This is a genomic window from Klebsiella sp. Lac1 (assembly GCF_009825425.1).
In the GTDB taxonomy this organism is placed as follows: domain Bacteria; phylum Pseudomonadota; class Gammaproteobacteria; order Enterobacterales; family Enterobacteriaceae; genus Klebsiella; species Klebsiella electrica.
This window is the reverse complement of the sequence record NZ_VJZJ01000001.1, coordinates 97,095-121,159: the sequence shown is the minus strand read 5'-3', so window position 1 is coordinate 121,159 and position 24,065 is coordinate 97,095. Positions and strand designations below refer to the sequence as shown.

The 24,065-nt window shown below is 56.9% G+C and carries 22 protein-coding genes and 1 pseudogene; 7 read left to right on the top strand and 16 right to left on the bottom strand.

What is annotated here, in order from left to right; translation table 11 throughout:
* Positions 1-65 precede the first annotated feature (65 nt).
* Positions 66-158 (top strand): annotated as a pseudogene (locus FNY10_RS27250) (hypothetical protein); the annotation flags it as partial.
* Here FNY10_RS27250 and malZ read toward each other — a convergent pair.
* The 5 genes from malZ to phoB all read right to left on the bottom strand — a co-directional run bounded on the left by malZ (position 155) and on the right by phoB (position 7,347).
* The gene (gene malZ / locus FNY10_RS00515) at positions 155-1,972 is read right to left on the bottom strand and encodes a maltodextrin glucosidase (RefSeq protein ID WP_160702207.1); all 1,818 of its coding nucleotides are present in this window, start codon (positions 1,970-1,972) and stop codon (positions 155-157) included. The pseudogene FNY10_RS27250 and the gene malZ sit on opposite strands and share 4 nt — an antisense overlap.
* Positions 1,973-2,108: 136 nt before the next feature.
* Positions 2,109-3,482, bottom strand: coding sequence for a proline-specific permease ProY (gene proY, locus FNY10_RS00510; protein WP_131049909.1), 1,374 nt, complete (start codon positions 3,480-3,482; stop codon positions 2,109-2,111).
* A gap of 123 nt (positions 3,483-3,605) precedes the next feature.
* Positions 3,606-4,925: a branched-chain amino acid transporter carrier protein BrnQ gene (brnQ, locus tag FNY10_RS00505; RefSeq protein WP_100683080.1), complete on the bottom strand. Its 1,320-nt coding sequence runs from the start codon at positions 4,923-4,925 to the stop codon at positions 3,606-3,608.
* Positions 4,926-5,340: 415 nt separating this feature from the next.
* Positions 5,341-6,636 (bottom strand): phosphate regulon sensor histidine kinase PhoR, encoded by a 1,296-nt coding sequence (gene phoR / locus FNY10_RS00500; protein WP_131049910.1) that lies wholly within the window; start codon positions 6,634-6,636, stop codon positions 5,341-5,343.
* Between the two features lie 21 nt (positions 6,637-6,657).
* Positions 6,658-7,347, bottom strand: a complete 690-nt coding sequence (phoB, locus tag FNY10_RS00495) for a phosphate response regulator transcription factor PhoB (protein ID WP_100683078.1) — start codon at positions 7,345-7,347, stop codon at positions 6,658-6,660.
* A 209-nt stretch (positions 7,348-7,556) separates the two neighbouring features.
* Here phoB and sbcD point away from each other — a divergent pair, with 209 nt between their 5' ends.
* From sbcD to FNY10_RS00480, 3 genes are all read left to right on the top strand, one after another.
* Positions 7,557-8,759, top strand: coding sequence for an exonuclease subunit SbcD (sbcD, locus tag FNY10_RS00490; protein WP_131049911.1), 1,203 nt, complete (start codon positions 7,557-7,559; stop codon positions 8,757-8,759).
* A complete protein-coding gene (gene sbcC, locus FNY10_RS00485) occupies positions 8,756-11,911 on the top strand; it encodes an exonuclease subunit SbcC (RefSeq protein WP_131049912.1) in 3,156 nt (1,051 codons plus the stop codon). The genes sbcD and sbcC overlap by 4 nt, the downstream gene beginning before the upstream one ends.
* A gap of 326 nt (positions 11,912-12,237) precedes the next feature.
* A complete protein-coding gene (locus tag FNY10_RS00480) occupies positions 12,238-12,600 on the top strand; it encodes an NUDIX hydrolase (protein ID WP_131049913.1) in 363 nt (120 codons plus the stop codon).
* 48 nt (positions 12,601-12,648) lie between these two features.
* Here FNY10_RS00480 and mak read toward each other — a convergent pair whose 3' ends face one another.
* Positions 12,649-13,554: a fructokinase gene (gene mak, locus FNY10_RS00475; RefSeq protein WP_191119578.1), complete on the bottom strand. Its 906-nt coding sequence runs from the start codon at positions 13,552-13,554 to the stop codon at positions 12,649-12,651.
* A 91-nt stretch (positions 13,555-13,645) separates the two neighbouring features.
* Here mak and rdgC point away from each other — a divergent pair, with 91 nt between their 5' ends.
* Positions 13,646-14,557, top strand: coding sequence for a recombination-associated protein RdgC (rdgC, locus tag FNY10_RS00470; protein WP_100683074.1), 912 nt, complete (start codon positions 13,646-13,648; stop codon positions 14,555-14,557).
* A gap of 56 nt (positions 14,558-14,613) precedes the next feature.
* Here the strand turns inward: rdgC and ppnP are convergent, their stop codons facing one another.
* The 4 genes from ppnP to aroL all read right to left on the bottom strand — a co-directional run bounded on the left by ppnP (position 14,614) and on the right by aroL (position 16,763).
* Positions 14,614-14,898, bottom strand: coding sequence for a pyrimidine/purine nucleoside phosphorylase (gene ppnP, locus FNY10_RS00465; protein ID WP_002890284.1), 285 nt, complete (start codon positions 14,896-14,898; stop codon positions 14,614-14,616).
* 87 nt (positions 14,899-14,985) lie between these two features.
* Positions 14,986-15,663 carry an AroM family protein gene (locus FNY10_RS00460; protein ID WP_131049916.1) on the bottom strand — a complete coding sequence of 226 codons (678 nt, stop codon included), beginning with the start codon at positions 15,661-15,663 and terminating at the stop codon, positions 14,986-14,988.
* A gap of 252 nt (positions 15,664-15,915) precedes the next feature.
* On the bottom strand, positions 15,916-16,107 hold the full coding sequence (locus tag FNY10_RS00455) for a YaiA family protein (RefSeq protein ID WP_100683071.1): 192 nt from the start codon (positions 16,105-16,107) through the stop codon (positions 15,916-15,918).
* 98 nt (positions 16,108-16,205) lie between these two features.
* Positions 16,206-16,763: a shikimate kinase AroL gene (aroL, locus tag FNY10_RS00450; protein WP_131049917.1), complete on the bottom strand. Its 558-nt coding sequence runs from the start codon at positions 16,761-16,763 to the stop codon at positions 16,206-16,208.
* Between the two features lie 334 nt (positions 16,764-17,097).
* On the opposite strand from aroL, the gene FNY10_RS00445 reads away from it, so the two are divergent.
* A complete protein-coding gene (locus FNY10_RS00445) occupies positions 17,098-17,799 on the top strand; it encodes a DUF2076 domain-containing protein (protein ID WP_100683069.1) in 702 nt (233 codons plus the stop codon).
* On the opposite strand, the gene FNY10_RS00440 is transcribed toward FNY10_RS00445, so the two are convergent.
* On the bottom strand, positions 17,796-18,254 hold the full coding sequence (locus FNY10_RS00440; protein ID WP_100683068.1) for a YaiI/YqxD family protein: 459 nt from the start codon (positions 18,252-18,254) through the stop codon (positions 17,796-17,798). The genes FNY10_RS00445 and FNY10_RS00440 overlap by 4 nt on opposite strands.
* Positions 18,255-18,370: 116 nt before the next feature.
* Between FNY10_RS00440 and proC the strand changes: the two genes are divergently transcribed.
* Positions 18,371-19,180 (top strand): pyrroline-5-carboxylate reductase, encoded by an 810-nt coding sequence (gene proC / locus FNY10_RS00435; RefSeq protein WP_100683067.1) that lies wholly within the window; start codon positions 18,371-18,373, stop codon positions 19,178-19,180.
* Between the two features lie 72 nt (positions 19,181-19,252).
* Here proC and psiF read toward each other — a convergent pair whose 3' ends face one another.
* The 5 genes from psiF to FNY10_RS00410 form a co-directional block, all read right to left on the bottom strand.
* Entirely contained in the window at positions 19,253-19,573 is a 321-nt protein-coding gene (gene psiF, locus FNY10_RS00430) for a phosphate starvation-inducible protein PsiF (protein WP_100683066.1), read from the bottom strand.
* 92 nt (positions 19,574-19,665) lie between these two features.
* A complete protein-coding gene (gene phoA / locus FNY10_RS00425) occupies positions 19,666-21,096 on the bottom strand; it encodes an alkaline phosphatase (protein WP_160702211.1) in 1,431 nt (476 codons plus the stop codon).
* A gap of 88 nt (positions 21,097-21,184) precedes the next feature.
* Positions 21,185-21,445, bottom strand: a complete 261-nt coding sequence (iraP, locus tag FNY10_RS00420) for an anti-adapter protein IraP (RefSeq protein ID WP_131049918.1) — start codon at positions 21,443-21,445, stop codon at positions 21,185-21,187.
* A gap of 229 nt (positions 21,446-21,674) precedes the next feature.
* On the bottom strand, positions 21,675-22,667 hold the full coding sequence (gene idnR, locus FNY10_RS00415) for a DNA-binding transcriptional regulator IdnR (protein ID WP_160702213.1): 993 nt from the start codon (positions 22,665-22,667) through the stop codon (positions 21,675-21,677).
* A 65-nt stretch (positions 22,668-22,732) separates the two neighbouring features.
* Complete coding sequence (locus FNY10_RS00410; RefSeq protein WP_160702215.1) at positions 22,733-24,022, bottom strand: MFS transporter; 1,290 nt, start codon at positions 24,020-24,022, stop codon at positions 22,733-22,735.
* Between the last annotated feature and the right edge of the window lie 43 nt (positions 24,023-24,065).

Below are 24,065 nucleotides of genomic sequence, written 5' to 3'. Positions count from 1 at the left end.
ACCGGCGCAGATATGATTCTCGGCGCCATCAACAAACCACCACCTACGCCCTACGGTCGTTGAATATCGCCTGGCGTAGCGATAACGACGGCCTCGCCCAGCGCTGGTGGCGGGAGGCGATTCTCCACGACCCGTTTCTGAACCCGCTCTACGGCTAACGGCTAAACCAGACGCAGGCGGAAATAGCGGCCAGGCTCAGGACGCCATCATGCAACGCGCCGACGCCCTCTTTCACCTGCCACTCGCCAACGTCCAGCAGCGGCGAATCCTCGACAACCACTTCGCAGGCCTCGCCGCGGTTGATGGCTACCAGCACGCGCAACTGCTTATACACGCGAACAAAGACCACCACGTTCTCTTCGGCATAAATCACCTGACAGCCGCCGTATCGCAATGCCTTACTGGCTTTGCGCAGCTTCGCCATTCGCTGATACAGCCCCAGCAGCGCGGTATCCTGCAGGGCGGGATCCCACGGGAAGGGTTTACGACAGAAGGGATCGTTGTTGCCATCGACGCCCACTTCATCGCCGTAGTAGATGCACGGTACGCCCGGCCAGCAAAACAGCCACACGACCGCCAGCGGCAGGCGGGCGATATCTTTGCCCAGCAGCGACTTAAAGCGCGCGGTATCGTGGCTGTCGAGCTGGTTAAACATCCGCAGTTGCTGTTGATGCGACAGCCCGGCGCGGTAGTTATCCATCCAGGCGACGCAGGTCTGCGCATCAATCTTCTGCGGGTCGTAAGAGATATCGGTATTAGCGAGGAACCCCCACAGCGGGAAGGTAAAACCGCGGTAGTTCATGGCGGCATCTTCAGCGTCCGCCTGGAGCCACTGGCGGGCGTCGCCAAAATGTTCGCCAAAGACAAAGGCGTCGGGCTGGGCCTGCTTCGCCGCCGCGGTAATACCGGCAATATGGCGCAGGTTGTTGCGCGCCCCGCCGCCTTCGCCCAGCATATGCACCACGTCCAGCCGCCAGCCGTCCATGCTCCACGGCGCCTTCAACCAGTGGCGGACAATGCTGTCTTCTCCGGCGTAGATTTCATTCACCAGGCTCGCGGACTGGTAATCCAGCTTAGGCAGACTGGCGTAGCCCAGCCAGCTATGCGCTTCCCCTTCTGGCGAGAGGGTAAACCAGTCGCGCCACGGCGAATCGGCATGGTGACACGCCCCGCTGCTGCTGCGCTGGTGGCGGTCGAACCAGGCGTGCGAATCGCCGGTATGGTTAAACACGCCGTCGAGGATCAGACGCATCCCTTCCCGCTGCGTATTGTGGCGCAGACGCAGCAGCGCGCCATCGCCGCCGAATTGCGGATCGACGCGGCGGTAATCTTCGGTATCGTATTTATGCACGCTGGGGGCGACAAATACCGGGTTCAGATAGAGCGCGGTCACGCCAAGCTGTTTGAGATACGGCAGCTTCTCGCTGATCCCATCCAGGTCGCCGCCGTAGAATGTCGACCCGCCCGCTTCGCCGGTTAACGGCTCATTCCACGATTTCCGCACGATGTCGTGCCCGGCGGCGTGATGATAATAGACCCGATCCTGCTCCGCTTCTCGCGGCTCGCTGCGCGCAAAACGGTCAGGGAAAATTTGATAAAAGACCTGATCGGCCACCCACTGCGGGCCGCTATCCGGTAGATCGACGGCGAACTGTTCCAGTCGCGCCGGCGGGAAACGGTTAAAGCCCTGCGGCGTAAACCAGCGCTGACGATCGGCCCACAGCAGCTTAAAACTGTAGCGCCGACGCGGCTGACCGCCGGCAAGATTGAGTTCGCCCCGCCACGCCACAACGCCCGGATACGGCTCCTGGCGCAGTCGGCGCATCGGCAGCGAGAGCTCTTCATTGTCTTCTTCCGCACGCAACGTCACCCGCTGCGGCAGATTATCGCCGCTGAGCCATAAAGTGATAAAGAGTCGTTCCTGCTGCTCCTTGATAAACGGAGCCACAGGCAGGTGCCATGCCTTCAACATCGTCATTCCTCTCTCTTTAGAATGGGCACACCTTGCCACAGCCCACAGGCGTATGACTCATCATCACAGAAATTATTGGGGGAGGATAACGGGGGTGGAGAACGCGCCTGCCAAATCCGGCAGGCGCGGGGACACGTTACTGCGCCTGCGCCAGCTGACGGTCGCGGCGGGTTTTCAACTGCCAGCCAGCCAGCAGCAGCACAATCCAGGCGAAACCGACGTACAGCGAGATACGGGTATCCGGATGGTAGCCAATCAGCGCAATAATAAAGACGAGGAACACCAGGCCCACGGCGGTGGTGGTTATGCCGCCCGGCACTTTAAACTTCAGCGCTTTCGCCTCTTCCGGCGACAGACGACGGCGGAAAGCAATCTGCGACAGCAGGATCATTATCCACACCCAGACGGTGGCGAAAGTGGCCAGCGACGCAATCACCAGGAAGACGTTTTCCGGCATGATGTAGTTAAGATAGACCGCAAACAGCAGCGCAACGGTCATTACCATCACCGTCACCCACGGGATCCCGCGACGCGAGGTTTTGGCGAAAATCTTCGGCGCGCTGCCCTGCTCGGCCATCCCGTGCAGCATACGCCCGACGCCGAATACGTCGCTGTTAATCGCCGACAGCGAGGCGGTCAACACCACAAAGTTAAGGATACTGGCAGCAAACGCGATACCCATATGCTGGAAAGTCAGAACGAACGGGCTGCCGTCAGTACCCACCTGATTCCACGGATAAATGGACATAATCACGAACAGCGTGCCCACATAGAACACCAGGATGCGCATCGGAACCGAATTAATCGCGCGCGGAATGGATTTCTCCGGGTCTTTCGCCTCGCCGGCGGTGATGCCGATAATCTCTATCCCGCCGTAGGCGAACATCACCATCTGCAGCGACATGACCATTCCCAGCCAGCCGTTGCTGAAGAAGCCGCCATTGCTCCACAGATTATGGATGCCGGTAGGCTGCCCGCCGTTACCGATACCCCAGATAATGATGCCGAAACCGGCAATAATCATGATGATGATGGTGGCGACTTTAAAGAACGAGAACCAGAACTCCAGCTCGCCGAAGACCTTAACGCTCATCAGATTGACGGCGCAGATAACCAGCACCACGCTGAGCACCCAGATCCAGTGCGGGACCGTCGGAAACCAGACGCCCATATAAATCCCGAACGCCGTCACGTCGGCAATCGCCACAATCAGAATTTCAAAACAGTAGGTCCAGCCGGTGATATAGCCCGCCAGCGGGCCGAGATAATCCTGCGCATAGCGCGAAAATGAGCTGGCGGCAGGGTTATGTACCGACATTTCGCCCAGCGCGCGCATAATGATATACGCGGCCACCCCGCCGATAATATAGGCCAGCAGGACGCTCGGGCCGGCCATTTTAATGGCGTCGGCTGAACCATAGAACAGGCCGGTACCAATCGCGGATCCCAGCGCCATAAAGCGGATATGCCGGGTACTTAGCCCGCGCTTAAGTTTGTTACTACTTTCCATCGTATTCCATGCCGTTTTTCTCTTCAGGTCTTCAGCGGAGCAAGCCCTAAAAGAGGATTACCTGAAAAACAAAAAACCACGGGACCCAAAGCCCCGTGGCTTAACACTGATTAAAACCGCCGCTTAATGCGCGCTGGAGGTCACCTGCCGTCCTGCCGCGCGGTCCCAGATCGCCGCCAGAACCATCATCACCGCGGTAGGCATCAGCCAGGCCAGACCCTGTTCAGCCAGCGGCAGACGCGAGGTCCAGGCCGGTAACATGTCGGCGAACGCCGACGATTTAATGCCGTCGATGATACCAAACATCAGGCTGATAAACATGGCCGGCGCAATGACGCGGGACGAATTATGCCACCAGTTGCGGGTAAAGCTTAAGACCACCAGGGCGATACAAGGCGGATAGATAGCCGTCAATACCGGAATCGAAATCTGAATCAGATGGCTCAGACCGAGATTGGAGACCGCCATCGAGAAAATACCGAGGATAAACACCAGCGTACGATAGGATAACGGCAGGTACTGCGCAAAGAACTCTGCGCAAGCGCAGGTCAGGCCCACCGCGGTCACCAGACAAGCGATGAAAATCAGCGCCGCCAGCATAAAGCTCCCCGCGCCACCGAAGGTGTGCTGGACATAGGCATGCAGAATCGCCGCGCCGTTGGCGGATTGCTCCACCAGCGTTGCGCTATCAGACCCGAGGCGGAACAGCGCCAGATACAGCAGCGTCAGCCCCACACCGGCCATCAGCCCGGCCCAGACGGTGTAGCGAGTCAGCAGGCGCGCTTCACTTACGCCGCGGGAACGCGCGGCGTTAACAATGACGATACCGAAGACCATTGCACCAAGCGTATCCATGGTCAGATAGCCGTTGACGAAGCCGTTAGAGAACGGCGCGGTGCGGTAAGCTTCCAGCGCATTGCTGATTGGGCCAGCCGGCCAGATCATTGCCGCAACGGACAAAATGATCAGGGCGATAATTTTCAACGGAGCAAGGAAATTGCCCACCGTATCCAGCAGTTTGCCCGGATAGAGCGAGACGAGGATCACCAGCGCGAAGTAGATCACGCTGTAAATCATCAGCGGCATCTCGCCATCGCCGGTCAGCGGGGCAATCCCGACTTCAAAAGAGACCGTTGCGGTACGCGGCGTCGCAAACAGCGGGCCAACGGCCAGATAGCAGACCACGGCCAGCAGGATGCCGGCCACTTTGCCGATCGGCGTACTCAGGCTTTCCACGCCACCGCCGACTTTCGCCAGCGCCACCACCGTCAGCACCGGTAAACCCACGGCGGTAATCAGAAAGCCAATAGCGGCGGTCCAGACGTGTTCACCAGCCTGTAAACCGACCATCGGAGGGAAGATAATGTTGCCTGCGCCAACGAACAACGCGAAGGTCATAAAGCCCAACGCGATAATGTCGCGAGATTTTAACTGATGGGTCATAAATTCATTACTGCCTGTGGATGTGGTGTTGTTAACAAACGGAAAAAAACCGTGTCTTCCCCTGAGGGAGGATACCGCGGTGGTTGCCGGAAAAATCAGCGGGATATGCTCCCGAATACGCGTGGGAAAGAATTGTTTTTTGAATTACCACGCAAAAACAGTCTGTCTGCGACAGCATGGGGGGCAATTTAAACGCTTATAACGTTTTAATGCAAGGCGGGATCGCAAAAGCAGATGATTATGCTAAGTCTACTTTAAGGAGTGGGATTATTGACCATATCACAGGAAAACATCCGGCTAATCATGCGAACAAAAAAGCAGCGGACGTTCATTAATTACGCGGCTAAAAAGTGACGACAAACGAAAATGACCAGCCGAAGCTGGTCATTGGCAAGTCATGTTGACAACGGCGCGCTCAGGCGCTTTTTTTGGCAATTAAACGTTCCGGGAGTAAGAAGCTAAACCGCGTCCCCAGGCCTACCGTACTCTCAATTTCCAGGCGACTATCGTGATGATTCACCGCATGTTTCACGATGGCCAGCCCAAGGCCGCTGCCGCCGGTTTGCCGCGAACGCGCCTTATCCACGCGATAAAATCGCTCGGTCAGACGCGGAATATGCTCAGGCGCAATCCCCGGACCATTATCCTCAACGCTGAACAACGCGCCATGCGGCGCCCGTTGCCAGCTGACGGTAATCTCTGTCCCCGCTGGCGTATGGTTGATTGCGTTATACACCAGATTGGACACCGCGCTGCGCAGCTGCTCTTCGTTACCCAGTACCAGCAACGTCTCATCGACGTGGAAGTGGATCGTCTGCTTCTGCTGGCTGAGCGTCTGCGCTTCTCGCTCCACCACCCGCAGCATCATCGGTACGTCGATTTTGTCATTCATGACCAGCGTCGGCGCCGCTTCAATCCGCGACAGCGTCAGCAGCTGTTTGACTAAGCCCTCCATGCGCTGGGTTTGTTCGCGCATCGTATGCAGCGCTTTTTCGCGCGTCGTCCCTTCCAGCTCCTGCTCCTGCATCATCTCCAGATAACCCTGCAGCACCGTTAACGGCGTGCGCAGCTCGTGGCTGACGTTGGCAAAAAAGTTGCGCCGCGCGCCTTCCAGCTGATGCATCTGCGTCACATCGCGCGCCACCATCAGCCACTGTTTGTCGCTGTAGGACATCACGCGGATCTCCAGATGACGGGAAGTATTGAGGATCAGATTGAGCGGTTTTGAGAAATTCCTGTTTTTGAGGTAGTTAGCAAATTCAGGATAGCGCAGGAGATTGAGAATATTTTGGCCGCTGTCGTCCGGCCAGCGCAGATTCAGGATCTGCTGAGCCAGGCCATTACACCAGAAAATAGCCCCCTCTTCCGTCGTCAGCACCACCGCATCGGGCAAAGATTCCGCCCCGCTACGAAAGCGTTTGATCAGATTGCCCAGCTCGCGTCGGCGCTTTTTATTGCGCATCTGCATCTGGTGGAGGCCGTAGAGCAGCGGTTCCCAGCTGCCTCGCCCCGGCGGCGGCGTCATGCTACGGTCGACCCATAGCCACCATGAAAGACGTAATAAATTCCAGAAATGCCAGATGAGAAGTCCGGTGACTGCCGCCAGCAAAAACCACGGCAGATAACCCACTACCGCCCCGAGAATCAGGGCCGGGATACAACATAAGAAAAGCTCAAGCGCCAGCCTTTTCCATGACAGCCGTTCCAGCACGGTTCACACTCCTGTCGAGATTCAGAAACGGGCGGAGAAACGATATCCCGTGCCGCGGACCGTCTGTACCATCCGGTCATGTCCGCTATGTTCCAGCGCTTTGCGCAGACGACGAATATGCACATCCACCGTTCTGTCTTCTACATACACATTGGTCCCCCAGACGTGATTCAGCAGCTGTTCGCGGCTGTAGACGCGTTCCGGGTGAGTCATAAAGAAGTGTAATAATTTAAACTCCGTCGGCCCCATGTCCAGCGGACTTTCACCGGTCATCACGCGGTGGGAGGAAGGATCAAGGCTAAGCCCTTGCATTTCAATCACTTCTTCCACTGCCATCGGCGAAATACGGCGCATCACCGCTTTGATTCGCGCCACCAGTTCTTTCGGTGAAAAAGGCTTGGTGATGTAATCATCGGCGCCGGTTTCCAGACCACGCACGCGATCCTCTTCTTCGCCGCGCGCGGTGAGCATGACCACCGGAATATCGCGGGTCATCGCCTCACGCTTCAGCAGCTTGATAAACTGCAGACCCGATCCGCCCGGCAGCATCCAGTCGAGGAGAATCAAATCAGGCCAGGGTTCATTGAGTTGACTCACCGCACTGTCATAATCTTCCGCCTCGACGGGCTGAAAGCCGTTTTGCTCCAGAACAAAGCAGACCATTTCGCGGATCGGAGCTTCATCTTCAACGACCAGAATTCTTCTCGCCATTATTTACCCTGTATTTTTTAGCCATCAGTATAGAGTGCGGCGCCATTATGCGTCAGTTTTGTGACAGATTTATGAAGAAAATGACCGTCATATGATAGCGGATTTTGAATAATGACAAGGAGTAACAATCGATCCTGCCTGTGTTTAGAGGGCAACCTGCGGGATGACAGGTATATAATGCGCCAATGCTTTTTCGCCAGGGAATACTTATGCGCATCATCCACACCTCTGACTGGCATCTTGGCCAGAACTTTTACAGCAAGAGTCGCGCCGCCGAACACTCGGCCTTTCTCGACTGGCTGTTGACCAGCGCGCAGGCGCACGAGGTCGATGCCATTATTGTCGCCGGCGACATCTTTGATACCGGCTCGCCGCCAAGCTACGCCCGCGAGCTGTATAACCGCTTTGTGGTTCAGCTACAGCAGACCGGCTGCCAGCTGGTGGTACTGGCGGGCAACCACGATTCGGTGGCGACGCTGAATGAATCCCGCGATATTCTGGCCTTTCTGAAAACCACGGTGGTGGCCAGCGCCGGCCATGCCCCCTTTATTCTGCCGCAGCGCGACGGCACGCCCGGCGCCATATTTTGCCCGGTCCCCTTCCTGCGCCCGCGTGAACTGGTCACCAGCCAGGCCGGCCACTCCAGCGGCGAAAAGCAGCAGCTGCTGTTAAGCGCCATCAGCGACTATTATCAGCAGCAGTATGAAGCGGCCTGCGCCCTGCGCGGCGATCGTCCGCTGCCGATCGTCGCTAGCGGCCACCTGACCACCGTCGGCGCCAGCAAAAGCGATGCGGTGCGCGATATCTACATCGGCACGCTGGAGGCGTTTCCCGCCAGCCATTTCCCGCCCGTTGATTATATTGCCCTCGGCCATATTCACCGGGCGCAGAAAATCGGCGGCAGCGAACATATTCGCTACAGCGGCTCGCCTATCGCCCTCAGCTTTGACGAGACGGGAAAAAGCAAAAGCGTCAATCTGGTGACCTTCAGCGACGGGCATCTGAGCGAGGTCCATCCTCTGACGGTGCCGGTAACGCAGCCGCTGGCGGTGCTGAAAGGCGATTTCGCCAGCATCAGCGAACAGCTCACCCAGTGGCGGGATGCGCCGCAAGAGCCGGTCGTCTGGCTGGACATCGAAATTACCAGTGACGAATATCTCCATGATATTCAGCGCAAAATTCAGGCTCAGACCGAAGATCTGCCGGTGGAAGTGCTGCTGGTTCGCCGTAGCCGCGCCCAACGTGAACGCATCCTGGCGGGAGAGCGGCGGGAAACGCTGAGCGAACTGCGGGTCGAGGAAGTGTTTGCACGCCGTCTGGCGCAGGAAACGCTGGAAGAGGCGCAGCAACTGCGTTTGAAGCAGTTGTTCAACGAAACGCTGCATAGTCTGAATGGTGAGGAGCACCTGTGAAAATTCTGAGTTTGCGCCTGAAAAATATCAACTCGTTAAAAGGCGAATGGAAAATCGACTTCACCGCCGAACCGTTCGCCAGCAACGGGCTGTTTGCCATCACCGGCCCCACCGGCGCCGGGAAAACCACGCTGCTGGACGCTATCTGCCTCGCGCTGTATCACGAAACGCCCCGTCTGAGCAGCGTATCGCAATCGCAAAACGATCTGATGACCCGCGATACCGCCGAGTGTCTGGCGGAAGTGGAATTCGAGGTCAAAGGGACGGCCTATCGCGCCTTCTGGAGCCAGAACCGCGCCCGCAATCAGCCGGAGGGCAACCTGCAGGCCCCGCGCGTTGAGCTGGCCCGCTGCGACGACGGGCAGATCCTCGCCGATAAAGTCAAAGATAAGCTCGAACTTACCGCCTCGCTCACTGGACTGGATTACGGCCGCTTTACCCGCTCAATGCTGCTTTCCCAGGGTCAGTTCGCCGCGTTCCTCAACGCCAAACCGAAAGAACGCGCTGAGCTGCTGGAAGAGCTGACCGGCACCGAAATATACGGCCAGATATCCGCACAGGTGTTTGAAAAACATAAGCTCGCCCGCAACGAACTGGAGAAACTTCAGGCTCAGGCCTCCGGCGTTGTGCTGCTGAGCGATGAGCAGCAGCAGGCCCTACAGCAAAGTTTGCAAGCGCTTACTGATGAAGAACGCCTACAGCTTACGGAGCAAGCCCGCCTGCAGGCGACGCAGCAGTGGCTGCTGCGTCAGCAAGAGCTGAGCGCGGAAGCCTCGCAATCTCAGGTCCGGTTACAGGACGCACAGCAGGCGCTGGAACAGGCCCAGCCGCAGCTTGCCACGCTGCTCAACGCCCAGCCGGCCGAGCAGCTTCGCCCGCTGTGGACCCGACAGCAGGAGCAAACCGCCGCGCTGGCGCAAACCCACCGCCAGGTAGGGGAAGTAAATACTCGCTTACAGGACAGACTGCGGCTGCGCGCTGGGATACGTCTTGCCGCCAGCCAGCAGATGGCGCGCTTACAGGATGCCCATCACGCCCTCAACCTGTGGCTTAAAGAGCACGATCGCTATCGCCAGTGGGGCAACGCGCTGGCGGGCTGGCGGGCCGCTTTCCAGCAGCAGACGCGCGATGAACAGCAGCACAACGTCGTACAACAGAGCCTGACGGAAACCATCCGCCAGCTGGCGGAGCTGCCGCCTGCAACGCTGACGCTGGATGCCGACCAGGTCGCCGCCAGCCTGGCACAACATACCGCCGCCCGTCCGCTGCGCCAGCAGCTTTCGACGCTGCATAGCCGCCTGTTGCCGCTTCGCCAGCGCCAGCAGCAGCTGCAAACCACGGAGCAGGCCCGTCGCGAGGAACAGGAAAAGCTGGAAACAACCCTGGCCCAGCTCCGCCTGGCATACAAAGAAAAACATCAGCAATTCAGCGATGTGAAGGCTATTTGTGAGCTGGAAGCGCGCATTGTCGGGCTGGAAGAAGAGCGCGCTCGCCTGCAGCCCGGCGCCCCTTGTCCGCTCTGTGGTTCCAGCGAACACCCGGCCGTCGCGCAATACCGGGCGCTGGAGCCCGGCGTGAATCAGGCCCGCCGGGATAGCCTGGAGCGTGAAGTCAAACAGCTGGCGGAAGAAGGCGCCCAGCTACGCGGCCAGCTTGAGGCGCTGCTTAAACAACAGGTTAAAGAGAAAGAGGAGCTGGACTCACTCCTCCAGCAGGAGCAAGCGCTCACCTCACAGTGGCAGACAACCGTCAGCGGACTGCATTGCGACCTGCAGCCGCAGGATGATATTCCCGGCTGGCTGGCGTCCCAGCAAGAGAACGAACAGCAGTTGTACCAGCACCAGCAGCGGCTGGCCTGGCAGGCCCAGCAGCAGGCGGGCGAGCAACAGCTGCGGCAGCTCCGACAGGAGCAGGAACAGCGTCGCACGCAGCTGGAGGCAGAACTCTCGCCCTTCGCGCTCAGCGTTCCGCAGGCCGATCGGACGGCGGAGTGGCTGGAGCTGCGGGAAGCGGAAACCCGCTTGTGGCAGGAAAAGCAGAACCAATTCGTCGCCCTTCAGGAGCAGTTGCAACAGCTGACGCCGCTGCTGGAAACGCTTCCGGAGATAGCACCAGAACTCCTGTCGACGGACGAGGTAGCCTCCCCGGCGCCGCTGGCGGGCTGGCGTCAGGTGCATGACGACTGCCTGGCACTGCACAGCCAGTGGCGGACGCTGAGCCAACAGGAAAGCCAGCAGCAGGAAGCGCTGCGCGAGACGCACGCTCAGTTCGCTGGCGCACTCTCCCGCAGTCCGTTTGCCGACCAGCGGGCCTTTCTCGCCGCCCTGCTCGATGAAGAGACGCGCCAGCGGCTGGAGCAGCTCAAACAGACGCTGGAAAATGCCTTACAGCAAAATAATGCCCTGGCGCTGCGCGCCCGCGATGCGCTCACCCGGCATCAACAACAGCCGCCGGCCGATGTCGACCTCACCCTCCCGCTGGAACAGGTCCAGGCTCGTCTGCTCCAGCTGGCGCCGCAGCTGCGAGAAAACAGCGCCCGCCAGGGAGAACTCCACCAGCAGCTGAAACACAACGCCGTGAACCAACAACGCCAGCAAACATTGCAGCAGGAGATCGCGCTTGCCGGGCAGCAGCTCGAAGACTGGGCATGGCTTAATGCGCTGATCGGTTCTAAAGAAGGGGATAAGTTCCGTAAATTCGCCCAGGGGCTAACGCTGGATAACCTGGTCTGGCTGGCGAACCATCAGCTGAATCGCCTGCACGGGCGCTATCAACTCCAGCGCAAGGCCAGCGAGGCGCTGGAGCTGGAAGTGGTTGATACCTGGCAGGCGGATGCGGTACGCGATACCCGCACCCTCTCCGGCGGTGAAAGCTTCCTGGTCAGTCTCGCGCTGGCGCTGGCGCTGTCCGATCTGGTGAGCCACAAAACGCGCATTGATTCGCTGTTCCTTGATGAAGGGTTCGGCACGCTCGATAGCGAAACGCTGGATACGGCGCTGGATGCGCTCGACGCTCTCAATGCCAGCGGTAAGGTGATCGGCGTGATAAGCCACGTTGAAGCCATGAAAGAGCGCATTCCGGTGCAGATCAAAGTTAAGAAAATCAACGGGCTTGGCTACAGCCGGCTGGATAAAATGTTTTCCGTCGAGTAACCCCCGAGTATTTCCCTCGCTACAGACCTTTCCTTTCGAGGAAAGGTCGCACTTCTCCGGTGCATTATCCTTGCCGTAATTTCACGAATTATCTTGATATCGCACGAACATGCATGATAATTTCATTTTAATTTCTATAATGCGAATAAACAGGCACAAACATGACGTTTCAGGCACTAAAGGCGGAAAAAATCTATTATCACCGCCATTCGTGCACAAACGTGCAGATGCAATGTCCCCGACAGGTGTGCGCCAGGTAAAAACGCCTTTGCGGATATCCATCGGGTTTCCCGTCTTCCCGCTCACATATTAAGAAGGTCTGAGAGATGAAAAGTTGTCTTATCCTGGTTGCGGGTCCCGTCCGCAGCGGCACCAATGATCGCCCGGAACTGATTGCTGCCAACCTGAACGTCATGGCACAGGTTGCGCTGAATATTTATCGTAAAGGGCATATTCCCGTTATTGGCGAGTGGCTCGCTTTACCTCTGGCCAAAGCCGCTGGTTCAAAGGAAACAGGCGATCCGATCAGCGAAGAGTTTTTATATCCCGTCGCCCATCGTTTGATTAGCCGCTGCGACGCGATTTTGCGTATACCGGGGGAGTCCCGGGGCGCCGATCTTGATGTCGAGGAAGGGAAAAAAAGGGGGCTGACGATTTACTCTCACCTGGATGAGATCCCCGATCTGTGATTACCCCCCCGTTGCCCCTGCTGACCAGGGCAACGGGGTCACGCTGATTTACAGCGGCCACAGCCAGGCCGCGCCGCGCACGCCGCTGGAGTCGCCGTGTACGGCTTTTCGAATCGGCGTCTCGCACTCCCCGCCGAATACCCATGATTTCACCAGCTCAGGCACCGTCTGGTAGAGACGTTCGACGTTGCTCATCCCACCGCCGAGGACAATCACATCCGGATCGAGGATGTTGACCACGTGGGCCAACGACTTTGCCAGACGCCTCTCATAACGCTTTAACGCCTGCTCGGCCAGCGGGTCCTGCGCGCCGACCCGCTGCATAATCGCATTGCCCGTTAGCGACTGGCCGCTCAAACGCTGGTAATCGGTGGCAAAACCGGTCCCGGAGATAAAGGTTTCAATACATCCCTGCTTACCGCAATAGCACGGCACTTCGGCGCGATAGCGCAGTTCATCATCATCCATCCACGGTAGCGGGTTGTGACCCCACTCCCCCGCGGTGCCGTTGCCGCCAATATGGGAACGCCCCTGTATCGCCACGCCGGCCCCGCATCCGGTACCGATAATCACCGCAAACACGGTCTGCGCCCCGGCGGCGGCACCGTCTACCGCTTCGGAAACCGCCAGGCAGTTGGCATCATTTGCCAGGCGTACTTCGCGGTTTAAGCGCTGGCTCAGGTCTTTGTCAAACGGCTGACCGTTGAGCCAGGTGGAGTTGGCATTTTTCACGACCCCGGTATAGGGCGAAATCGAGCCGGGGATCCCGACGCCGACGCTGCCGCGCTGCCCGGTCGCCTGCTCGGCCATCTCCACCAGCGTGGCGATATTCTCGATCGTTTGCCGATAATCCTCGCGTGGAGTCGGCAAACGGTGGCGAAATAACTGTTCTCCATGGTCACTCAGGGCAATGACTTCCGTTTTCGTGCCGCCCAAATCGATACCAATACGCACTGTAAGCTCCTCTCCCCGATTAACAATGCAAGCATAGCGACAATTCGCTATTATGCCCGCTGGATTTAACGATAACGCCGTGGAAATTATCATGCTGTGGTTCAAAAATTTAATGGTTTACCGTCTCAGCCGCGACATTTCATTGCGTGCCGAGGAGATGGAAAAACAGCTGGCCGGGCTGACATTTACCCCTTGCGGTAGCCAGGATATGGCGAAGACCGGCTGGGTATCGCCAATGGGATCACACAGCGATGCGCTGACGCATACCGCAAATGGCCAGATCGTTATCTGCGCACGCAAAGAAGAGAAGATCCTGCCGTCACCGGTTATCAAACAGGCGCTGGAAGCCAAGATCCTCAAGCTGGAAGCCGATCAGGGCCGTAAGCTGAAAAAAACCGAGAAAGATTCGCTGAAAGACGAAGTGCTGCATTCTCTGCTGCCCCGTGCTTTTAGCCGCTTCAGCCAGACCATGATGTGGATCGATACCGTCAACGGGCTGATCATGGTGGATTGTGCCAGCGCGAAGAAAGCGGAAGATACGCTGGCGCTGCTGCGTAAAACGTTAGGATCGCTGCCGGTCGTTCCGCTGGCGCTGGAAAACCCGATCGAGCTGACGCTCACCGAATGGGTCCGCTCCGGGTCCGTCGCTCAGGGCTTCCAGCTGCTGGATGAAGCTGAACTGAAGGCCATGCTGGAAGATGGCGGCGTCATTCGGGCGAAGAAACAGGATCTGGTCAGCGATGAAATCGCCGTACATATTGAAGCGGGCAAAGTGGTCACTAAGCTGGCCCTCGACTGGCAGCAGCGTATTCAGTTCCTGATGTGCGAAGATGGTTCGATCAAGCGCCTGAAGTTCTGCGACGAACTGCGTGACCAGAATGAAGATATTGACCGGGAAGATTTCGCTCAGCGTTTTGACGCCGACTTTATTCTGATGACCGGCGAACTGGCGGCGTTGATTCAGAATCTGGTAGAAGCTCTGGGTGGCGAAGCGCAGCGCTAATCAGCGCCCGACAAAGCGGGCAAAACGCCTTCCTGCCGCGGCAGGAAGGCGTTGAATCACAGATAGCGGCACAGATAAGAGGTTGGCTCAGCCACCTGCAGATGAAACTCGCTATTGCCTGGTACATTGAATACTTCACCGGCGGCATACACTTTCCACTCGGTCTCCCCCGGCAGCAGCACATTCAGCGCACCGCTCACCACCGTCATCTCTTCCGGCTGCGCGGTACCAAAGGTATATTCCCCTTCTGCCATCACCCCGACGCTCGCGCGACCGGTGCTGCTGCTGGTGAAGCCAATAGATTTCACTTTTCCGTCGAAGTATTCATTGCTTTGAAGCATAAACAAGCCCTTATGATCTTTTGTTGAAGCCTCAATATAGGGGGCGCTCCTTGCCCCTGTCACGCAAAATTACGCTATCGGACCATGTTAAACTAATAGTTCTGCAGCCAGCCGGGAAACCAGCACATTTGACAGCAGAACCGGCACATCCAGCGCTTTTTGCAATACGTCGCGATGATGCTGGTGGTAACCCAGGCAGTCCAGCACCAGCACATCGGCGCCCTGCTCCAGCAGCGCCCGTCCGGCGCGTAATAAATCGCTATCGCTGCCGCTGATCGGGTTGGCTAACGCATAGTAAGGCGCGTGTTCTAACGACAGCCATTTTTGCTGCTGCATGGGCAGCACCTCCTCAACGGGAACGATAACCCCGACCTGATGCCCGTCTACAATCGACGCCACCAGCGGCGGAATAATCCGCTGTGGTTCCAGTAAAATAGCCTTGCGCGCCGTGAGGCCGCTGAGCATTTCGGAACTCAAAAACAGAATGACATCATATTCTTGCCTGTCGAGCATCGCGATAATATGCTTTAAATCACGCTCGACCTTCTGGCGCGAAACCTCGACCGGCAGGTTATCATTCAATAACGTCAGCAGGCATTCATCGCCGGAATCAAGGGCATAATCTTCCATAACGTCTTCACGCGTCATTTTGCCTAACAGGCTAATATGAGTGATCTGCTCTTCCCTGATATGTTCGGTTAAAAGCGGCAAAACTTCCGCCACCGGTACCACGCCAACGGTTAAAATCGCCATCGTTGTACTCATATCACGTACCTTTTCACTACCACTGCTTCAGCACAGGCTTACTACATACGACATCCGCCCCCCTGTTGACTAAAAATCAACCGTCCAGAAGCGTAGCAGCTTAGCGCCGCCGTTGAATGTAAAGATTAATATAGCCTCAGGCGCCTGCCTGAAAAATCCGTACGTTAGGGAATCATCAGCAGCGCTGATGAATGAAAAATGTGATGGAGGCCCGGTATTCCTCTGCGCAAAGGGCATTCCGGGCGGGCGAGATTATGATTTATCCGGGTCTTCGTAGCGCTGTTTAGCATCCAGCGCTTCCTGTTCCGTAGGGTGTTCACTGATCAGTGAATCGGCAGTCGGGAAATCGGCGCGCAGCTGGTACCAGGTCTCCCCCTGGCCTGCGGGACCTTTCACAACGGCAACGATACGCGCTTCTCTCGGATAGGGAGGTTGGGTGGGCATAGCTCTTCCTTCTTCGGCCATCAGAGCTATTAAGTATAGGAGCCCCTGCGCCCTTTACCGTCAGTAAAGTCTTAACTCGCAGCGCGGGACAGCGTCCCTTACTCTCTTGCAGCCTCAGCGCACTGCGCTTCTTGCGGCGCGAAGGCATTCTGCAACGTCGCCAGAATTTGCCCGACGACGTCATCCGGTGTCGCGGTGGCATCGATAATATGATGCGCGGTGGCGCGATACAGCGCTTCTCGCTGCGCCAGCACTTCGCCGACTTCATCGCGCACCGGTTTGCCGGTCAGCGTCGGACGCTGCTCGGTTTTCGGATACGCTTCAAGACGGTCAATCAGGGCCGCAACTGGCACCTGCAGGTAAATCACCACGCCGTTTTCGCGCATGAACTGGCGGTTACCTTCAGCCAGAATAATACCGCCGCCGGTCGCCACCACCGTTTGCGGCAGCGTGGCCGCTTCCAGCGCCTCTGACTCCAGCTCGCGAAAACGCGCCCAGCCTTCCTGCTCAACAATGGTCGCGACCGTACGCTGCTCACGCTCCTGCAGCGCATGATCGGTATCGGTGAACTGGTAATGACGCGCCCGCGCCAGCGCATGGCCGATTGTCGTTTTACCGCAGCCGCGCGGCCCGATGAGAAAGATTGGCAATGTCATTACCGAAGACCCCCTGGTTCCGCATATCGCGGGAAAATGAATACGAATAGTAAGCAATGGTGCCTGCAAAATCGCCGGCAATAATCGTAAAAAAAACGTTACATTAATATGAAAAATCCAGGCTACCACAGATAGCAAAAGGATTTATCGCGTAAACCTATCATTGCATTAAGTGTTATTCCAGATTTACTTATTCAACAAGGTTATTTTTCAGCCGCCGGCTGGCGTAAACGGTAACACATTTATGCATAGCTTTACGCATCAACATATTTACAACATGGTACGTTCAGTCGCACTCTGACGCTAAACGACCAGTATGACAGAGGAAAGTACCATGCAATCTGAAGAACAACGCCTTATTGATGGACTGTTTTCCCGCCTGAAAGAGGCCGGGACGCAGAGCGCTTCGCGCGATGCCAGCGCCGAGGAGCGGATTGCGCAACACATGAAAGAGCAGCCCGCCGCGCCCTATTATATGGCGCAAACGATACTGATCCAGGAAGCCGCCATCAAGCAGCTCAACGATCGTATCCAGGCGCTGGAAAGCCAGGTGACGCAGCTCCAGGCGGCAAAACCGAGCAGCGGTGGGTTCCTCTCCGGCCTGTTTGGCGGCGGTCAGACCCGCGGATCCGACCCCATTCCCGGGGCCGAACAATATGGCCGCCCGCAGGCCAGCGCGCAACCGCAGTATGCGCCGCAAGCGCCGCAGCAGAACTATGCGCCACAGGCGGCGCGCAGCGGCGGCGGCTTTATGGCCGGGGCGCTACAAACGGCGGCAGGCGTGGCAGGCGGCGTGGTGCTGGGCAATATGCTGACCAATATGTTCAGCGGCTCGCATCCGCAGGAGATCGTCAATATTATTGAAGAAAAACCGCAGCCCGACCTCAGTCAGACGCAGGAGTTGTCCGGCGCCGACGATCCGTTCCGTCAGGACGATAATCAGTTCCTCGCGGATAATAACACCTGGAACTCTGACTTCGACGCCGGTATGGGTAACGACGACGATTTCGGCGGCGATGACGACAGCTGGGTTTAACCCTGCTGGCGTTTCGTCTCTGACAGCCACTTCTCCAGCGCGGCGGCAAATTGTTGCCGGTCGCGCTGCGACAAACTATCCGGGCCGCCGGTTTGTACGCCGCTGGCCCGCATCGTTTCCATAAAATCGCGCATCGTCAGACGTTCGCGAATGGTCGCCTCGCTGTAGCGCTCGCCGCGCGGATTTAAGGCTGCGCCGCCCTTGGCCAGCACTTCCGCCGCCAGCGGAATATCGGCGGTAATCACCAGGTCGCCCGGTTGACACAAGCGGACGATTTCGTTATCGGCCACATCAAACCCCTGCGGCACGCGCAGCGTGCGGATCACCCGTGACGGTGGTACCCGCAGCGGCTGGTTGGCAACCAGCGTCAGCGAGGTCTGCGTACGCTCGGCGGCGCGGAATAAAATCTCTTTAATGACGTTCGGACACGCGTCCGCATCAACCCAAATAGCCATTCCGGCTCCTGTCGACGAAAAAGGGAGGCGTCATTGTCACCTGCTTTTGTCCCCCGGGGAAGCGCTGGAGTGATAAGCTAGATAACTCACGACAAAATAAGCAAAGGGGAACGGTGATGGAGAAGAAAATTGGCTTTATCGGCTGCGGGAATATGGGTAAGGCCATTCTGGGCGGTCTGATCGCCAGCGGACAGGTGCAGCCTGGGCAAATTTGGGTCTACACCCCGTCGCCGGACAAAGTGGCGGCCCTGCACGACCAGTACGGCATTAATGCCGCGCAGAGCGCGCAGGAAGTCGCTCAGATCGCCGATATCATCTTCGGCGCGGTTAAGCCGGGGATCATGATTAAAGTGCTCAGTGAAATCGCCTCCAGCCTGAATAAAGACTCGCTGGTTATCTCAATTGCCGCTGGCGTCACGCTCGATCAGCTGGCGCGGGCGCTGGGCCACGATCGCAAGATCGTCCGCGCGATGCCGAACACCCCATCGCTGGTTAACGCCGGGATGACCTCTGTGACGCCTAACGCGCTGGTCACCAGCGAAGAGGTCGCCGAAACGCTGACGATTTTCCGCTGCTTCGGCCAGGCCGAAATTATCGCCGAGCCGATGATCCACCCGGTGGTGGGCGTGAGCGGTTCCGCGCCAGCCTATGTCTTCATGTTTATTGAAGCGATGGCGGATGCCGCCGTTCTCGGCGGTATGCCGCGCGCTCAGGCGTACAAATTTGCCGCTCAGGCGGTGATGGGGTCGGCCAAAATGGTGCTCGAAAGCGGAGAACATCCGGGAACGCTGAAAGACAGGGTCTGCTCGCCAGGCGGGACCACCATCGAAGCCGTGCGGGTACTGGAAGAGAAAGGGTTCCGCTCTGCGGTCATCGAGGCCATGGTCAAATGCATGGAAAAATCAGAGAAGCTCAGCCGCTCCTGATCCCCTCCTGTCGAGAACGGGTGAGGAGACTCCTCACCCGTTTTTATCGCGTCAGTTTCGACACCCGCGCCGTTAACCCTGTTTCTTCAGGCAGGCACTCATAAACTTGTTACGATCGTCCCCTTTCAGAGACTGCTGGGTCGCCTGACCGTTGCACTCGCGCATTTTTTGCTGCTGAGGCGTCAGACCCTTACTTTCCGGCGCTGGCGCTTCTTTCTTGAGACACTGACTCATAAACGCTTTACGCTCGTCCCCTTTCAGCGTTTTCGACGAGGCCTCTTTGTTGCAGGTCGCCATTTTTTGCTGCTGGGGCGTTAACGTTTTTTCCGCAGCATTCACCGCCGTCATGAAGATAAGACCAAAAAGCAGGGTCACCAACATTGTTATTTTCATCACACCATCCTTTTGTCAGTCAATCACTGTAAGCCTGGTCACTGGCGGGAAAAAAAACCAGCCGATGGCAATAATTCACCATCGGCAGCGGCTTATTTCAGGCCCAGTGCGGCTTTCATAGTGTAAAACAGATCGGTCTGATCGGTTAAGCCCACAACGTTAGCGGCATGCGGACCATAAGCGGCAATACGCAGCTGCGTGCCGGTATGTTCCATCGACTCCTCTTCCGAGTTGCCGTAGCTGATGACCATCACCGAACCGTCTTTGGTCGTCAGCGCCTGAGTCAGGCCCGGAGCTTTGGAATCGGCCGGAATAATCTGGCTGGCGTGCGCGTGGTCCGCGGTGACCACAACCAGCGTATTCCCCTCTTTTTTGGCAAACTCCAGCGCTTTTTGTACCGCTTCATCAAGGTCGACAGTTTCGCCAATCTGACCGCACGGGTTCGCCGCGTGATCCTGTTTATCGATGGAGGCGCCCTCAACCTGCAGGAAGAATCCTTTCTCGTTGCTGCTCAGAAGACCGATCGCTTTCTCGGTCATCTGCGCCAGCGTCGGCACGGAAGCGTCACGTTTGCTGTTCGGGGTACAGGTTATCGCCGGCTTATCGATATTGCCGTGGTAAGACGCTTTCGGTCCTTCCCAGCGAACCGGCATGTTGCCGTCGGCGAAAAGACCCAGCAGCGGTTTGCCCTGGTTGGCTTCGCTGACCGCGGCCAGCGAGCTGGCATCGGTGACAATCTGGTAGCCGCGGGCAATAGCCTGCTCATGCAGCGTTTTGCCCTGCCATTCACCGGCCGTCGCGGTTTCGGCGAATGTTTTTGCCCCGCCGCCTAAGGTCACATCAGCGCGGGCATTCAGCAACTGCTCGGTAATCGAGCCTTTACCGCCCTTCTCCAGCGCGTTGCCAGGACATTTTTCGCTGGTGACGCTCGGACCGTAGCATTTACGTGAAGTCACATGTGCGACCTGAGCTGCTGGCGTGGCATCCTGCAGTTCTGCCGTAGAGACGTTGCCGGTGGCAAACCCTGCGGCTTTCGCCAGTTCGAGGATGGTCTGATGATCTTTTTCATGAATATCGACCCCCAGCGCGCCGTTATAGCTTTTTACGCCGGTCGTCCAGGCGGTAGCGGACGCGGCGGAATCGGTCACGTAATCCGGTTTGCCGGTTTTTTTATCCAGAGAATAATGCGTGTACTGACCGGTCAGCGGCAGCGCATCAATGCCCTTAAAGAAACCGCCGGCGCCTTCGGCATAATTGCGTGCCGCCGTAATTTCAGAATCGCCCATCCCGTCGCCAATCAGCAGAATAATATTTTTGGCGGGTTTGTTGATTAACGAAGCCTGCAGCAGGGCCGTTTGATCGCCGGTTAAACGACGCGCACCGCCGGGCGTCGTGATATCGCCCTGAGCGGCACGATTTTCCAGAAGCGGGGCAGTCGTGGTTTCAGCATGAATAACCGGGGAGCCCAGCAGAGGTAACAGGGCAATAAAGAGGGCGTTGAATTTCACTTTTGTCGTCTCCATGTAAAAAATACTTAAAAAACAAAACGAGGGAGACTTTATAAAAGCGAGATGACAGTAAAATGACAGCATCCATATCCTGTCAAAAGAACTAATTACGCGGATGCCGTAACAGCTTTTTTATATATTGCTGCAGCAGTTGGGCGTCGCGATCGTCCACCAGCGGGCCGGGACTTGCCTGCTCAATAGCGTGCTCAATATCGTTAATTAATGCCTGCTGCGCATCCTGCGCCATATGGCGAAGCAACGCCGTCACGACAACTTCCAGCGCCTCAACCTGCACCGTCAGCTCCTTTGCTTCTTCCTCCTTTTGCGCCAGCTTTACCAGTAATTCAGCAATGAGATTCTTCACAGCACTGTATCCTTATGCAGGTTCCATTATTTGCTAGTTATGTCATACATTAGCCATCAGATACCAGTATTATTTTTTAAAAATGATCGCTTATCTCGCAATATAATAAGCGAAACGTTTTGCTCATTCGCCGACCGCCACCAGGAATAAACTTAAGGCAGGCATCATACGTTGCATAACTAAATTCAATAGATAATCATAAAAAAGAATATTGCTATTGCGGTAATAATTATAACGTATCGCCATAATAGATCTGATAGGCCAAATTCACGCTATCTGGCGCATCTTTACCCACCAGACGGGCTATCAGGATTTCACTCGCCGTTTTACCGATGTCATAACGAGGAGTAATGACGCTGGCGATTTTTTGCAGCCGCGCGCGGCCAATCTCCAGCCCGTGGAAGCCGGCAATCGCTATCTCCTGCGGCACCGCAATCCCCTGCGCCTGACACTCCAGCAGCACGCCGACCGCCAGATCGTCATTGGTACAAAAAATCGCGTCAATATCCGGATGCGACTGCTGCATTTGCAGGAACATCTGGCGGCCCAGCGCCACCGAGGAGATGGTGCGCGGCGTGATGTGATACGCCTTCAGGCCACAGGCCGCCACCGCTTGCTCTGTCCCGCGGAAACGGCTCAGATCGCGGGGATCGTCCATTGAACCAAAAAAGGCGATTTTTCGTTTGCCGCTTTCGAGAAACGCATGGGCCATATCCCAGCCGGCTTTCTCGTTATCAAACCCCACCTGGATATCGAGCGGCTGCCCGCCGATATCCATCAGCTCCGCCACCGGGATCCCGCTGGCGCGGACATACTGGATCATGCGGTCGGTGTGCTGCTTACCGGTCAGAATCAGCCCGTCGATGTTGTAGGAGAGCAAATTGAGCACTTCGCGCTCTTCACGCTGCGGATCGTAGCCGTAGTTGGCGATCAGGGTCTGATACTGGTGCGCGGAAGTGACGGATTCAATGCCGGCGAGCACATCGGCGAAAATCTGGTTACGGAAGGAGGGAATCAGCACGCCGATGGTTTTGCTGCGGGCATTGAGCAGGATTTCCGGCGCCCGGTTAGGAATATAGTTGTTCTCTTCCATGACCTTAGCGATCAATTCACGGCTGCGCTGCGATACCTGGCCCGGGTCTCGTAAATAACGGCTGACCGTCATTTTATTAAGACCGGCCAGGTTCGCGATATCCTGTAATGTCATCCGGTTGTTTTTCATCGGGTTCTCTGCGACAAACGACTCATATGCTCGCAGAGAACCTTACCACAGCCGCTTCTATTCTGTTAACCCGCAAGCTTTTTTGTCGTCGTCAGCGCGGCAGTGCTGGCGTCGTTGGCCCGCACGTTGTACATCAGCACCACCGATGCCAGCAGCGCGATGGCCATAAAGGTGTACGACGCGCCAGGACCGCCCATGATGCCATTGAGATACCCCACCAGCCAGGCGCCAAGGAAAGCGCCGAGCGCGCCAAAGCTATTAATTAACCCCATCGACACCCCCGATACGTTGCGCGGCAGCAGCTCCGGGATCAGCGCGAAGAAGGGACCATAGGGCGCATACATACAGGCGGCGGCAATAACCAGCAGCCCGTAGGAGGACCAGAAAGACTGATTGCCTGTCATCCAGGAACCGAAGAACGCCACGGCGGCAATCAGCAACAGCGGCCAGATGAACAGTTTACGATTCTGGAATTTATCCGACAGCCAGGAGACCGTCAGCATCAGACAAATCGCCGCCAGATACGGCACCGCCGCCAGCCAGCCTACCGCCACGATATCCATCTGCGCCGCATTTTTCAGAATCGACGGCATCCACATCATGAAGCCATAAACCCCGATACTCCACAGCGCATGGACGGCGCAAAGCATAATCACATTTCGTGAACGCAGCGCCTCGCCATAGTTACGCACCGGTTTGATATGGCTCTGTTCGCTATCCATCGCCTGTTGCAGAACCTGCTTCTCCTGCGCAGTCAGCCAGGAGACTTCCGACGGTTTATCGCGCACCAGAATCCACCAGCAGATAGCCCATAGCACCGCCGGAATGCCTTCGATAATAAACATTTCCCGCCAGCCCCAGGACTGAATCAGGTAGCCGGAGACAATCGACATCCACAATACCGTCACCGGGTTGCCAAGAATCAGGAAGGTATTAGCGCGTGAACGCTCGGTTTTGGTAAACCAGTTGCTGATGTAAATCAGCATCGCCGGCATCACCGCCGCCTCGACTACCCCGAGAGTAAAGCGAATAACCATTAACATCGGAATATTGCTGACAAACCCGGTGGCCGCCGCGCAAAAGCCCCATAATACCAGGCTGAAGAAAATCATTTTTCGCACGCTGCGTTTTACGGCGTACATCGCACCGGGAACCTGAAAAAAGAAATACCCCAGGAAGAACAGAGCGCCAATAAGCGATGATGTCCCTTTAGTTATTCCTAAATCACTTTCAATACCGGCAGCGGCGGCAAAACCATAATTCGCACGATCGAGATACGCCAGACTATAGGTAATAAAAATCACCGGCATTAAATACCACCAGCGACGCGCTGGTAATTTCGCGAGCATTTGCATATGCCATCCTCAGATAAAGTGCATAATCAAACGGGGGTCATTA

What these genes read in the sequence shown, in the direction of transcription:
- phoA (WP_160702211.1), bottom strand. Translation starts at nt 21,096, where the DNA reads ATGGAGACGACAAAAGTGAAATTCAACGCCCTCTTTATTGCCCTGTTA.
- proY (WP_131049909.1), bottom strand. Translation starts at nt 3,482, where the DNA reads ATGGAAAGTAGTAACAAACTTAAGCGCGGGCTAAGTACCCGGCATATC.
- proC (WP_100683067.1), top strand. Translation starts at nt 18,371, where the DNA reads ATGGAGAAGAAAATTGGCTTTATCGGCTGCGGGAATATGGGTAAGGCC.
- idnR (WP_160702213.1), bottom strand. Translation starts at nt 22,667, where the DNA reads ATGAAAAACAACCGGATGACATTACAGGATATCGCGAACCTGGCCGGT.
- malZ (WP_160702207.1), bottom strand. Translation starts at nt 1,972, where the DNA reads ATGTTGAAGGCATGGCACCTGCCTGTGGCTCCGTTTATCAAGGAGCAG.
- sbcD (WP_131049911.1), top strand. Translation starts at nt 7,557, where the DNA reads ATGCGCATCATCCACACCTCTGACTGGCATCTTGGCCAGAACTTTTAC.
- FNY10_RS00460 (WP_131049916.1), bottom strand. Translation starts at nt 15,663, where the DNA reads ATGAGTACAACGATGGCGATTTTAACCGTTGGCGTGGTACCGGTGGCG.
- aroL (WP_131049917.1), bottom strand. Translation starts at nt 16,763, where the DNA reads ATGACATTGCCAATCTTTCTCATCGGGCCGCGCGGCTGCGGTAAAACG.
- psiF (WP_100683066.1), bottom strand. Translation starts at nt 19,573, where the DNA reads ATGAAAATAACAATGTTGGTGACCCTGCTTTTTGGTCTTATCTTCATG.
- brnQ (WP_100683080.1), bottom strand. Translation starts at nt 4,925, where the DNA reads ATGACCCATCAGTTAAAATCTCGCGACATTATCGCGTTGGGCTTTATG.
- phoB (WP_100683078.1), bottom strand. Translation starts at nt 7,347, where the DNA reads ATGGCGAGAAGAATTCTGGTCGTTGAAGATGAAGCTCCGATCCGCGAA.
- FNY10_RS00455 (WP_100683071.1), bottom strand. Translation starts at nt 16,107, where the DNA reads ATGCCCACCCAACCTCCCTATCCGAGAGAAGCGCGTATCGTTGCCGTT.
- FNY10_RS00440 (WP_100683068.1), bottom strand. Translation starts at nt 18,254, where the DNA reads ATGGCTATTTGGGTTGATGCGGACGCGTGTCCGAACGTCATTAAAGAG.
- FNY10_RS00410 (WP_160702215.1), bottom strand. Translation starts at nt 24,022, where the DNA reads ATGCAAATGCTCGCGAAATTACCAGCGCGTCGCTGGTGGTATTTAATG.
- rdgC (WP_100683074.1), top strand. Translation starts at nt 13,646, where the DNA reads ATGCTGTGGTTCAAAAATTTAATGGTTTACCGTCTCAGCCGCGACATT.
- ppnP (WP_002890284.1), bottom strand. Translation starts at nt 14,898, where the DNA reads ATGCTTCAAAGCAATGAATACTTCGACGGAAAAGTGAAATCTATTGGC.
- FNY10_RS00445 (WP_100683069.1), top strand. Translation starts at nt 17,098, where the DNA reads ATGCAATCTGAAGAACAACGCCTTATTGATGGACTGTTTTCCCGCCTG.
- FNY10_RS00480 (WP_131049913.1), top strand. Translation starts at nt 12,238, where the DNA reads ATGAAAAGTTGTCTTATCCTGGTTGCGGGTCCCGTCCGCAGCGGCACC.